Source organism: Roseovarius sp. MBR-78 (genome assembly GCF_040547535.1).
Classification (GTDB): domain Bacteria; phylum Pseudomonadota; class Alphaproteobacteria; order Rhodobacterales; family Rhodobacteraceae; genus Roseovarius.
The window spans coordinates 178,563-190,281 of the sequence record NZ_JBEPPX010000006.1 but is presented as its reverse complement, the minus strand read 5'-3'; the positions used below and the strand labels follow the sequence as shown (position 1 = coordinate 190,281).

Genomic DNA, 11,719 nt, shown 5'->3' with positions numbered 1-11,719 from the left:
GGTGACCGGATACTCCGGAATCGGTGACCGGATCAGATTGGAATGGGTGACCGGATCAAATCGGAATCCCCGACCGGATCACCCCGGAATGCGCAGGCTGGCCTATTACAACGCCGAGCGGCCCCACTCAACCCACGGCATCTTGACCCCCGACGAGGTCCATGCCAGCAAAACCGAACCCGTGAAAATGGCAGCCTGATGTAAAACCCTGATCCACCTTAACCGGGCTGCAAACTGGTCGAAAAAGCAGGACCACCTCTCCTCGCCGCCTGCGCCTTGGAGCGCTTGGCTGTTGACAAGTTGTAGTTCGTTCGCCTGAACCATGTCCCAAATCTCGTTGCCGGTAAAGCCGAGCGCCAAGACCACAATCACTTTCAACACCGGCGCGGCTCGCCTCCGAACGGATTCAACGAGCACGTTTCCGGGTGAACCCAAGCTGGCATGGACCACCGGTCCCTCTTCCTGATCCGGCGGCAAGAATACCGCTTGCAAGAGGTTCAAAGCTTCGGCATCGCCTGCGGCCTGACGCGCCAATTTCTGGTCTATCAATGTTATAAGTGCACCGATGATGCTGAGGTCCTGCGGAAAGACCCGCTGTCCGGTCACTTCGATTTCAGTAACTGCTTTCCGACCAACGATTTCAAAGTCGCCGTAGTACTGCCGATACAGTAGTTCTGTTTCTTTTCCGCCATACTCATGTATCCAGTTCCGACGCTTCATCGGAGGATAAAACTCTTTGGGTAGCTTTCGCATGGGCAGCATTTTGACATTGTGCAGTCTGCGGCCCAAATACTGAAATTCACCCCAATGACCGGTTCCATTGAACCGAACTCGATCTTCATCTGCACCTGCCAACTCGCCGACCATCGCGCGCTGGGTGAAATTCGGGTTCGGCACGAAGATCAAGGCCCCCTTCGGAAGCGCGTGCAATATTTCATCTGCGGTATTCCGATACATCGCAACACGGGACGGTGTGTCTTCATTCTGATATTCTGCCAAATCTTGGGGAGGCAACGGGTCGCCTCTGGATTTCTCTGTCTTCACCCATTCTGCAAAGGCTCGCGCACGTTTTATCTGATCTTCAATGCCATCGAAATCGCGAGGCCGCTCGCCCGCCGGAATGCCCAAGAATGCAAGGTCAGGCGCAATTGCATGATTTGCGTTAAACGCGCCTAGTAGATGATAGCCCGTTCCCGGTCTGACCATATATGCTCGGTGATTTTGAGGAAGGACCTTTGTCTTTAGATCAACTACCACCATTGTTCGGCCCTCATTCTCGCTTCCCTTCTGGCATTTATCTGCCGATTAGGTGCTGCGGTCAACTCATACACAAAATATGGTAGAGTTATCCATTGGCGTGATAGACCGCGTCGGTTACAAGATGCGAAATGGTGCGCCTCAGCCGCCGTCTGCAAAAACGAACACAACTCCCCAAAATGTTCACACTTTGTTCTTTTTCGCACAGTGAGAACATGGCGCGAACGTTGAAGGCTCACATAAACGCACTGTTTCCCTCAGTGATGTATCTAAACCATTGAAAAGACTCGCGAATCATGCTTCGCGCCATTACATTCACGTCAAACGAGCATTAGGCGTAAATGGAAATGGAGGGTCAGGCGTGAAGATCGTAACTTATGTCCGAGTGAGTACCGATCAGCAGGGGCGCAGCGGCCTTGGGCTGGAAGCCCAGCGGGAAGCAATCCGGGCGTATGCGAAGACCGCTAACGCGGTCACGGTGGCGGAATACCAAGAGGTAGAATCGGGGCGGAATAACGACCGTCCGGCCCTACAGGAAGCTATCCGCAAAGCCCGCCTGACCAATAGCCGCCTTTGTATAGCCCGTCTCGACAGGCTCAGCCGAAATGCCGCTTTTCTCCTTACTTTACAGGAGTCTGGCGTCGATTTCGTATGCTGTGACAACCCCCACGCCACGCCCCTGACCATCGGTGTCTTGTCGCTTGTCGCGGCTGAGGAAGCCCGTTCGATCAGCACCCGCACAAAGGCCGCTCTACAGGCCGCGAAGGCGCGCGGGACCAAGCTTGGCAACCCCCACGGCGCAGAGCCATTCAAGCGCGCTGGTAAGGGCAACGTGGACGCTGTGAAGGCCAATCAGAAGCGGGCTGACGCCCGCGCCGCCGACCTCGCCGATACGTTGAGTGACCTTGTACAGGCCGGGTATACGACCTTGCAGGCACAGGCGGACGAACTGAATCGCCAAGGATACACAACGCCCCGTGGCGGACGCTGGCACCCGTCCAGCGTATCCAATTTACGGAAGAGATTGGCGGCTACGTAGCCGTCTCGCTCATAACGGCACATAGGCGGCTCAGAGATACGCTGGCGGGGGCATATACGGTGGTGGCCCGCGTTAGCGGGCATGCCCGGACAACCGCTGAGGCCAACTAAGTCATTGATTTCATTTAATAAAAAGGGGACCCGTCAGGGGGTATCCCTATACCCCAAAATCGGGCGCAGGTGCTGTCAGCACCTATGCAACCAAATTGTGCTTAATAGTTGCAGTGTGCCCCGAAAACCCACCGATTTGTTGCAATCGCCAATCGTTCACGGGGTGCAATATTCCACCGTAAAAAATGAAGTGGTTCACCAAAAATGTGGACGGGGACCCCGCCGGGAAGGACACCACCCCTCCCTCGATTTACGATCTGGCCTCAGAAATTTTCAGTTGAAATCGAATTAGAGTTACACGCGCCGCCGTGACCCGTTTTCGGCCCGTTTTCTAGGTGCCTCGCGGGTCCTGTGATATTCTGTATCCATCTCCAGCAGTCACACGCCGACCCTCTTCCGGCGAGTGCTAGGCGAGGTCGGGGCCGTTCTTGGCTGCCACTGTGGACCGCCCCGACCCCGCCATCCTTTTTCGAGCAGCCAGAAAAGAAAGGCCCCCAGAATGGCCGAAACCCACGACCTCAGACTCAAGATAGATGCATCCGCCGCCAAGCGTGGGGCCGCAGAATTCAAGGGCGCTATCAATACCCTGCGCCGTGCCACAGATGACCTGTCAGGTGACAACCTACAGCGCCTGCGCGAACAGTATGGGCGCGTGAACGCCGAACTCGACGCCCACCTAGAGCGCCTGCGCAAGGTGGCAGAGCTAGAGGCCGGTCTGGCCAATAGTCAATTGATCGACTCCATCCGGGGCGAACTGACAAGCGACGGTAATATATTCACCGGCGACGTTGACGCCGTCCGGCGCGCGTTCGAGACCACCAATGACCGCGCCCGGACCCTTCTGAATCTTATGCAGGACGTCAAGCGCGCCCGCACCTTCGAAGAACAGGCCGAAGCGGTCACGCGCCTGAGACAGGCGGTGGAATCCACAGCCGGGGGCTTGGACAAGGCCGAAGGGTCCGCCGCTGGCGTGCTATCTCAGTTGGTGCGCGCCGAGGATGCAGCCCTGCGCCTTCTAGCCGCCCAGAATGGAACGACCAAGGCAACCAACAACGCCAGTGCCGCCGCCAGCAACCTTGCCGGTCAGGTGGGCACCGCCGCGAACGAAGCCGCGCGCCTTCTGGCGAATCTTGGTAGCGCGCCAGCCGCTCTAGGGGCTATCGGCAAGAGTGTTCAGGAACAGATCGGGGCCATACAGGCCCAGAACAAGGCCCTGAATCTCCAGATCGAAAAGGGTCTCTCCGCCGCCGCCGCAAACCGCCGGGTGCAGCTTGATCAGGTCCTATCCGACGCCCGCGCCCGTGGCCAGAATGTGGGCGTTGAGCAGATCGCGCCCCGGCTGGCAGAGATCGCCGCCCTAGAACAGGCAACCAAGGAACAAGAGGCCCTGCGCAAGTCGCTGGCAGAGGCCAACCGTCCCGCCCGCCGGGGCGGATCTCGAAAGCAAGCCCTGACAGAGGAACAGAAGGCGATTGAAAAGACCTCCCGCGCCATTGAAGAACGCCTGCGCAACCTTCAGGCCGAAAACACTGCCCTTGATCTGGTGGCGTCTGGCCAGTTCCAGACTACGGAAGCCGCGAAGCTGATGGCTGAGGCCATGATCGCGGGTAATGGCGCGGTGGACCAGCAGACCGCAGCGATGATCCGCCAGATTGACGCCGCCCAGAAGCTGAACAACGAACTGACCGCCGCCGCAAATCAGGGCGCGCGGGCATGGCTAGACGCCGTCCCCAGCTACCGCGAAGCGGGCCGCATGATCGAAGAGGATATTCTCGACAACCTGTCATCTGAGATCGCGTCTTTCGCCAAGACCGGGAAGTTCGACTTCGAACGTCTCGCCGACTCCATCCTCGCGACGATGGTCGATTTGGCGGCTAAGCTGGCAGTGAAGGAACTGTTTGGCGACGCCCTGTCTGGCGGGTCCAGTTCCGGGGGTGGCCTCCTGTCAGGCCTCTTTGGCGGAAACGGCGGCTTCCTCGCAGGCCTCTTCTCTGAAGGTGGATATTCAACGCAGGCCGTAGCGCATAGCACCGTCCCGGCGGCGGCGTTCAAGAATGCACCGCACTTCTCGGAAGGCACCCCGAACACCTCTGGCATCCCCGCCATGCTGCCCCCCAACGAAGCCGTTATTCCGCTGTCCAAGGGGCGCAAGATTCCCGTTGAAATGACGGGCGGGTCAAACGGCGGCGCAGCCCAGATGCTGAACTACAGCCCCACGTACAATATCACCGCGCCAGACCCGGACGCCTTCCGGCGGACCCAGAACCAAGTTGCGGCGGACGGTCTGAGCGCCGCCCAGAGAGCATTGAGGAAGAACGGATAAAATGAGCCGACTCGGAATATACGCAGAAAAGATCAACGCAATCCGCGAACAGCGCGGATTGACCCAATCCGGTTTCCGGACGGATGGAACCGACCCGGCAAAGGGCGACAAGGAAGCGATGTTGCGGGACATGTACCACCGCGCCGACTCGCATCTACCACCCGGTATAGGCCCCGCTAACGCGGGCGAAGACCCGGAGTCCGACGAGAACGTGTGATGAGATTGTTATAGATCGCTCACCAGTTCGGCGAGTTTTACCGCGACAGTTGCCATAGGGTCTTCTGCGGTGCTCAGGCCACTTCGCGAACCAAGCATAGGGCTGACTTCGCGAAGAGTTTCATATGTAGTTTCATGCACGATAGGAACGAGCAAGTCGCGCGCGAGTAGTACCGAAAGCTCTTTTTCCGCGATTCCCTCTCCACGAATGCGCTCTAGGAACTTAGGCGTTACGAGCACGATCCCAACGCGTGACCTCGCAAGACCTTTGTCAATTTCGCGTAGTAATGACGAGCCGAGAAGTACGTCTTTCTCGCTAAACCAGACAGTAACACCGCGAGATTCGAGCAAATCATGCAGTTCCTTAGCCGCCCCGCCCCGGTCATCCCATGCGTGACATAGAAATACGTCCCGAGACTCAGGTGGGGGCGTACGCGTCTCGACGCTACGGCGGATCGGTGTAAGTGCTTGCACCTCAGTAGGCGTGTAGCTTACTGACGAACCCGCTGGCGACCAGCGTGGTTTACTCCTACCGGAACTGCCGCCACCCCGACTGCTGCTACTTATAGAGCCGCCGCTGCTGTAGCCCGATGAAGAATAGCCCGAAGAATAACCATAACTGCGGTAACCGCCATAGCGATGACGACATGCAGGGCAATTCGCCGCTGCGGCGGCTGAACGGTGGCCGTTTACTGGTGCGGTGCATCTTGCCATTTCGGCACTATACAAGGTGGTCTCGCGCTCCACAAGTACAACTTGTAGACTTAAGGACTCATAGAATGCGCGGTCCGACACGCGCAATCCGTTGTCATAACCGGCTGTGTTTTGGACATAAGTAGGGAAACGGGCCTGAATCACCGTCAATCCCAAATCGCCGTGCGGGTTGCATATGTAAGTTCAAGGCAGACCGCGCCCCCTTGCCTGCTATACATTTCAAGCGCGCCTGCTATACATTGCGAAAAAGCGCCCCCTAAGTTTCCTTTAGTTTTCAATACTTAAAGGGTTTTTGGGAATGGTGGGTGATGAGAGACTCGAACTCCCGACATCTTCGGTGTAAACGAAGCGCTCTACCAACTGAGCTAATCACCCATCCGCTGTGCCTGATAGCGATCCGCCCCGCCCCGTGCAAGAGGCCTTGCGTACGGGACCAGGGTGCCCCTTTTGATCTGAACCGTGCCCGCGCCGCGCGCGCAGTCGGTCATCGGCTTGGTGGGCGGCGTTTGTGGCCTGTTGCCGCCATTCGCCCCCTGCCCCCCGCGCGGAACAAGGCGCGCTTGCGCGCCGCCGCGCGCGCGCCCGACCGCCCGGACGGGCGGGCGCTTTTGCAACGTATATCCCCCGCGCAATCGTTGCAGTATTTTGCGCCATAAAGTGCATTCCAAAACCGTTGCAGCGCCCACCCGCGGTCGGGCGCTCGCGCGGCTCGGCACATGTCCGCGAACGTCCTCACCAGCCCCTGATCGCTCTCCTCGCACACCATCGGGCACCTTGTGTCGGGTGACGAGCCCTACGCCTCCCGCGCCACCGCGCGGCGCACCATGTCCCAGTAGAGCGTCTCGACCTCCGAAAGGCTCAGCCGTCCTTGCGCGCGGAACCAGGTGTTGATCCCGGTCAGCATCGCGATGAGCGCCATCGCCGTGATACGCGGCTCGGCCACGGCAAGGCGGCCCTCGGCCACGCCCCGGCGCAGGATCGCCTCCAGCCGGGTCTCGTAATCGCGGCGCAATCCCTCGATGATGTCGAAGTTTTCCGGCGTCAGATTGCGCAATTCCATGTAGGAGACAAAGACGGCATCGGCGCGCCGCGTGTTGAAGCGGATGTGAAAGCGGGTGAAGGCCTCGAGCGCGTCGAGCGCCGCGCCTGTCGGGGCCACGCCGTCCCACCCGGCCAGCAGGTCCTCCATATGGGTGCGCATGAGATCGAACAGCAATGTCTGCTTGTCGGGCGTGTAATTATAGAGGGCACCGGCTTGCACGCCGACCTCGCCTGCGATCTTTCGCATGGAAACAGCGGCATAGCCATGCTGCGCGAAGAGCCGCAGCGCCGCCTCGCGCACCCGTGGGCCGGTGATGTCGGAATGCGATCCTTGCGTGCGTGCCATGCCAACGGTTTATCTGAACACGCGTTCAGATCAAGGCCCCGCTTGCCCCCGCCCCCCCGGACTGGCAAGAAAGGGGCGAGAGTTCCGCTGCGAGGCCCCGATGCGCCCCTTCCCGCCCAGCCTTTGCGCGCTTGCCGCGCTTGTCGCGCTCGCTGCCTGCGCCGAGCGCTATCCGCTGTCGCCCGAGCTGGTGGCCTCGGGGGCGGGCACGCCTTATCCCAGGCTTGTGCCCGCAGAGCAGATCGTCGCGCAGGTGCCGCCCGCCGGGGTTGCCCCCGCCGAGGCCGCCCCCGCCGTCACCACCCGCGCCGAGCGGTTGCGCGCGCGCGCAGGCCGGTTACGCGGCCCGGTGCTCGACGCCGAGACACAAACCCGGATGCAACGCGGCGTGGGCGGCTGAGCCGCGTTGCAAGCGGCGGGCGAACCCGTTACATCGCGCCGCAACGCACGCGGCCTTGAGTATCGGAGACAGCCATGACCACCCCCCTGCGCCTCGGCATTGCCGGGCTTGGCACCGTCGGCACCGGCGTGGTGCGCATCGTGCGGCAAAAGGCCGAGCTGTTGCAGGCCCGCACCGGTCGCGCCGTCACCATCAGCGCGGTCTCGGCGCGCAGCCGCGACAAGGATCGCGGCGTGAGCCTTGCGGGCTACGGCTGGGAGGATGATCCCGTGGCGCTGGCGCAGCGCGCGGATGTGGATGTGTTCGTGGAGTTGATGGGCGGCTCGGATGGCCCCGCCAAGGCCGCGACCGAGGCGGCGATTGCGGCAGGCAAGGATGTGGTGACGGCCAACAAGGCGATGCTCGCGCATCACGGGCAGGCGCTGGCGCTCGCGGCCGAGGCCGCAGGTCGCGTGATCCGCTTCGAGGCCGCCGTGGCGGGCGGCATCCCGGTGGTGAAGGCGCTGACCGAGGGGTTGGCGGGCAACGAGATCACCCGCGTGATGGGCGTCATGAACGGCACCTGCAACTATATCCTGACGCAGATGGAGGCCACCGGCCAAGGCTATAACGCGCTTTTTGAAGAGGCCGACAAGCTGGGCTATCTGGAAGCCGATCCCAATCTCGACGTGGGTGGCATCGACGCAGGGCACAAACTCGCCTTGCTCTCGGCTATCGCCTTTGGCTGCCAGGTGGATTTCGAGGGCGTGACGCTCGAAGGCATTCAGGAAATCACCCTCGACGATATCCGCCGCGCCGCCGATATGGGCTATCGCATCAAGCTTTTGGGTGTGGCGCAGATGACGGGGCGCGGGCTGGAGCAACGCATGTCGCCCTGCCTTGTGCCCGCCGCCAGCCCGCTGGGGCAGCTTGAGGGCGGCACCAACATGGTGGTGCTGGAGGGCGACGCGGTGGAACAAATCGTGCTGCGCGGCCCCGGCGCGGGCATGGGGCCGACGGCAAGCGCGGTGATGGCCGATGTGATCGACATCGCGCGCGGCACGCGGCTCTCGACCTTCGGGCAGCCTGCCGCGACGCTGGTGCCCTGTGCGCGCGCAAGCAGCGCGACACCCGCGCCCTATTACCTGCGCATGGCGCTGCGCGACAAGCCCGGTGCGCTCGCCAAGGTGGCGACCTGCCTCGGCGAGGCCGGGGTCTCCATCGACCGGATGCGCCAGTATCGCCATGACGACACCACCGCCCCGGTGCTCATCGTCACCCACAAGACCAATCGCGACGCGCTCGACACCGCGCTTTCGGGCATTCGCCGCCTCGACGTGCTGGCCGCCGATCCGGTGGCGCTGCGCATCGAGCAGGTCTGAGCCGCCGCTTGTGCGCGGGTGCCGCGCTCTTTAATCTTTTCCCGACTCATTCATAAGGATCACCCCATGAGTTCCGATATTGCCTTCAACGACCGTATGATCTCGCTTGGCCTTGCGCGCGTGGCCGAACAGGCGGCGCTCGCCTGCGCCGACCTGATTGGCCGCGGCGACGAGAAGGCCGCCGACCAGGCCGCCGTCAACGCCATGCGCGAGCAGCTCAACATGCTCAATATCAAGGGCGTGGTGGTGATCGGCGAGGGCGAGCGCGACGAGGCACCGATGCTGTTCATCGGCGAGGAGGTGGGCACCGGCGATGGCCCCGGTGTGGATATCGCGCTCGACCCGCTGGAAGGCACGACGCTGACCGCCAAGGCCATGCCCAATGCGCTCACCGTGATCGCGATGGCCCCGCGCGGCACGCTCTTGCACGCGCCCGACACTTATATGGACAAGCTGGCCATTGGGCCGGGATACCCCGAGAATGTCGTGTCGCTGGCGATGGGGCCACGCGAGCGGGTCGAGGCGCTGGCCGCTGCGCGCGGCTGCCGCCCGTCGGAAATCACCGTCTGCGTGCTGGAGCGCCCGCGCCACGAGGCGATGATCGCCGAGTTGCGCGAGACCGGTGCCGCGGTTCATCTCATCACCGATGGCGATGTGGCGGGCGTGATCCATTGCGCCGAATCCGAGCGCACCGGCATCGACATGTATATGGGCACCGGCGGCGCGCCCGAGGGGGTGCTGGCGGCCTCGGCGCTCAAATGCATGGGCGGGCAGATGTGGGGGCGGCTGGTCTTTCGCAACGATGACGAGCGGGCGCGCGCGACCAAGGCTGGCATCACCGATTTCGACCGGGTCTATGCCCGCGACGAGATGGTGACCGACCAGGTGATCTTTGCCGCCACCGGCGTCACCGATGGCTCGATCCTCAAGGGCGTGCATCGCCGCCCCGGTTTCGTCGAGACCGAGACGGTGCTGATGCGCTCGCGCACCGGATCGGTGCGGCGCATGGTCTATCGCAGCAAGCGTGACTGATCGGCGGGCAAGGCGGGGGGCGCTGCCCCCGTCCCCGCAAGGGCGGGGACTCCCCCGGAATATTTATGGCAAGATGAAGCGGGGCCTTGCCACATGACCGCTTTTCTTGGGGTGGAGCATTCGCTTGGCGGGCGGCGCTGGGTCGGGCCGGGGGTCGAGACGGCGCGCCATGCCGAGGCGATGGCGCAGGCGACCGGCCTGCCGCCCGCCCTGTGCCTTGTGCTGGCGCGGCTCGGCGTGCCGGAGGCGGGGGCCGAGAGCTATCTTGCGCCGACGCTGCGCGATCTCATGCCCGACCCGCGATCTTTGCGCGACATGGAGACGGCGGCGGCGCGGCTTCTGGCGGCGGTGGCGGGGGCCGAGCGGATCGCGGTCTTTGCCGATTACGACGTGGATGGCGGCACCTCGGCGGCGCTCTTGATCGACTGGCTGCGGCGGATGGGGGCGGGGCGGCCCACACTTTATATCCCCGACCGGATCGACGAGGGCTATGGGCCGAACCCGCCCGCGATGCGCGATCTGGCGGCGGGTCATGACCTGATCATCTGCGTCGATTGCGGCACGCTGAGCCATGAGGCGCTGGGTGCTGCCGAGGGTGCGGATGTGGTGGTGCTCGATCACCATCTGGGCGGCGAGACGCTGCCGCCCGCTTTGGCGGTGGTCAACCCCAACCGGCAGGACGAATCGGGCGATCTTGGGCATCTTTGTGCGGCGGCGGTGGTGTTTTTGATGCTGGTCGAGGCGGGGCGGCAATTGCGCGCGGCGGGGCGCGCGGGGCCGGACCTGATGGCGCTCTTGGATCTGGTGGCGCTGGCGACGGTGGCGGATGTCGCGCCGCTCACCGGCGTCAACCGCGCCTTTGTGCGGCAGGGGCTGGTGGTAATGGCGCGGCGCGCGCGGCCCGGTCTGGTCGCGCTCTCGGATGTGGCGCGACTTGATCGCGCGCCAGCGGCCTATCACCTCGGCTTTGTCCTTGGCCCGCGCATCAATGCCGGAGGCCGCATCGGGCAGGCCGATCTGGGCGCGCGGCTTCTGGCGACGAATGACGCGGGCGAGGCGCGCGCGCTGGCCGAGCGGCTGGAGGTGCTCAACGAGGAGCGCCGCGCGGTCGAGGCGGAGGTGCGCGCCGCCGCAATGGCACAGGCCGAGGCGCGCGGGTTCGATGCGCCGCTCGTGTGGGCGGCGGGCGAGGGCTGGCATCCGGGCGTGGTGGGGATCGTGGCGAGCCGTCTCAAGGAGGCGGCGAACCGGCCCGCCGTGGTGATCGGGCTTGACGGAGATGAGGGCAAGGGTTCGGGGCGCTCGGTGGCGGGGGTCGATCTTGGTGCGGCGGTGCAGCGGCTGGCGCGCGAGGGAGTGCTGCTGAAGGGCGGCGGGCACAAGATGGCCGCTGGTCTTACAGTGGCGCGTGACCGGCTGGACGAGGCGATGGCGCGGCTCTCGGATCTGCTGGCGCGGCAGGGCGCGGGCGAAGGCGGCCCCGCCGATCTGCGGCTCGACGGGGTGCTGATGCCCGGTGCCGCCACGCCCGAACTGGTCGAGCGGTTGGAGGCGGCGGGGCCGTTCGGCGCGGGCGCGCCGGGGCCGCGCTTTGTCATCCCCGATTGCCGGATCGGCTTTGCCCGCGCGGTGGGCGAGACGCATCTGAAGCTGCGGCTCGATGACGGGCTTGGCGCGCGGCTCGACGCCATCGCCTTCGGTGCCTTTGACGGACCGCTTGGCCCCGCGCTGCTGGCACATGGCGGCGCGCGGTTCCATGTCGCCGGGCGGCTTGATGTCAACCACTGGGGCGGGCGGCAAACCGTTCAGTTGCGGGTCGAGGACGCGGCACCCGCCGGATGAGCGGCGCGGGCGGCCTTGGGTTTTTCCACGGCGCGACC

General features: G+C 63.5%; 10 protein-coding genes and 1 tRNA gene. 7 read left to right on the top strand and 4 right to left on the bottom strand.

The annotated features are described in order from the left end of the window. Positions 1-105: 105 nt before the first annotated feature. Positions 106-1,260, bottom strand: coding sequence for a hypothetical protein (locus ABIE58_RS07135; protein ID WP_354544010.1), 1,155 nt, complete (start codon positions 1,258-1,260; stop codon positions 106-108). Positions 1,261-1,618: 358 nt separating this feature from the next. Here ABIE58_RS07135 and ABIE58_RS07130 point away from each other — a divergent pair, with 358 nt between their 5' ends. The 3 genes from ABIE58_RS07130 (at position 1,619) to ABIE58_RS07120 (ending at position 4,946) form a co-directional block, all read left to right on the top strand. Next, complete coding sequence (locus tag ABIE58_RS07130; RefSeq protein WP_354544009.1) at positions 1,619-2,296, top strand: recombinase family protein; 678 nt, start codon at positions 1,619-1,621, stop codon at positions 2,294-2,296. Between the two features lie 609 nt (positions 2,297-2,905). Next, the gene (locus tag ABIE58_RS07125) at positions 2,906-4,729 is read left to right on the top strand and encodes a phage tail tape measure protein (RefSeq protein ID WP_354544008.1); all 1,824 of its coding nucleotides are present in this window, start codon (positions 2,906-2,908) and stop codon (positions 4,727-4,729) included. Position 4,730: 1 nt separating this feature from the next. Beyond that, positions 4,731-4,946, top strand: a complete 216-nt coding sequence (locus ABIE58_RS07120; protein ID WP_354544007.1) for a hypothetical protein — start codon at positions 4,731-4,733, stop codon at positions 4,944-4,946. Positions 4,947-4,954: 8 nt separating this feature from the next. Here the strand turns inward: ABIE58_RS07120 and ABIE58_RS07115 are convergent, their stop codons facing one another. From ABIE58_RS07115 to ABIE58_RS07105, 3 genes are all read right to left on the bottom strand, one after another. After that, positions 4,955-5,659, bottom strand: coding sequence for a toll/interleukin-1 receptor domain-containing protein (locus tag ABIE58_RS07115; protein ID WP_354544017.1), 705 nt, complete (start codon positions 5,657-5,659; stop codon positions 4,955-4,957). Between the two features lie 299 nt (positions 5,660-5,958). After that, positions 5,959-6,034: transfer RNA gene (locus ABIE58_RS07110), tRNA-Val, on the bottom strand. Positions 6,035-6,452: 418 nt separating this feature from the next. After that, positions 6,453-7,046 (bottom strand): TetR/AcrR family transcriptional regulator, encoded by a 594-nt coding sequence (locus ABIE58_RS07105; RefSeq protein WP_354544006.1) that lies wholly within the window; start codon positions 7,044-7,046, stop codon positions 6,453-6,455. Between the two features lie 100 nt (positions 7,047-7,146). Between ABIE58_RS07105 and ABIE58_RS07100 the strand changes: the two genes are divergently transcribed. From ABIE58_RS07100 to recJ, 4 genes are all read left to right on the top strand, one after another. After that, complete coding sequence (locus tag ABIE58_RS07100; RefSeq protein ID WP_354544005.1) at positions 7,147-7,446, top strand: hypothetical protein; 300 nt, start codon at positions 7,147-7,149, stop codon at positions 7,444-7,446. A 74-nt stretch (positions 7,447-7,520) separates the two neighbouring features. After that, the gene (locus tag ABIE58_RS07095) at positions 7,521-8,807 is read left to right on the top strand and encodes a homoserine dehydrogenase (RefSeq protein ID WP_354544004.1); all 1,287 of its coding nucleotides are present in this window, start codon (positions 7,521-7,523) and stop codon (positions 8,805-8,807) included. Between the two features lie 66 nt (positions 8,808-8,873). Further along, the gene (glpX, locus tag ABIE58_RS07090; RefSeq protein WP_354544003.1) at positions 8,874-9,839 is read left to right on the top strand and encodes a class II fructose-bisphosphatase; all 966 of its coding nucleotides are present in this window, start codon (positions 8,874-8,876) and stop codon (positions 9,837-9,839) included. 93 nt (positions 9,840-9,932) lie between these two features. Further along, a complete protein-coding gene (gene recJ / locus ABIE58_RS07085; RefSeq protein ID WP_354544002.1) occupies positions 9,933-11,681 on the top strand; it encodes a single-stranded-DNA-specific exonuclease RecJ in 1,749 nt (582 codons plus the stop codon). Positions 11,682-11,719: the final 38 nt, after the last annotated feature.

What these genes read in the sequence shown, in the direction of transcription:
- glpX (WP_354544003.1), top strand. Translation starts at nt 8,874, where the DNA reads ATGAGTTCCGATATTGCCTTCAACGACCGTATGATCTCGCTTGGCCTT.
- ABIE58_RS07120 (WP_354544007.1), top strand. Translation starts at nt 4,731, where the DNA reads ATGAGCCGACTCGGAATATACGCAGAAAAGATCAACGCAATCCGCGAA.
- ABIE58_RS07125 (WP_354544008.1), top strand. Translation starts at nt 2,906, where the DNA reads ATGGCCGAAACCCACGACCTCAGACTCAAGATAGATGCATCCGCCGCC.
- ABIE58_RS07105 (WP_354544006.1), bottom strand. Translation starts at nt 7,046, where the DNA reads ATGGCACGCACGCAAGGATCGCATTCCGACATCACCGGCCCACGGGTG.
- ABIE58_RS07115 (WP_354544017.1), bottom strand. Translation starts at nt 5,659, where the DNA reads ATGGCAAGATGCACCGCACCAGTAAACGGCCACCGTTCAGCCGCCGCA.
- recJ (WP_354544002.1), top strand. Translation starts at nt 9,933, where the DNA reads ATGACCGCTTTTCTTGGGGTGGAGCATTCGCTTGGCGGGCGGCGCTGG.
- ABIE58_RS07095 (WP_354544004.1), top strand. Translation starts at nt 7,521, where the DNA reads ATGACCACCCCCCTGCGCCTCGGCATTGCCGGGCTTGGCACCGTCGGC.
- ABIE58_RS07135 (WP_354544010.1), bottom strand. Translation starts at nt 1,260, where the DNA reads ATGGTGGTAGTTGATCTAAAGACAAAGGTCCTTCCTCAAAATCACCGA.
- ABIE58_RS07100 (WP_354544005.1), top strand. Translation starts at nt 7,147, where the DNA reads ATGCGCCCCTTCCCGCCCAGCCTTTGCGCGCTTGCCGCGCTTGTCGCG.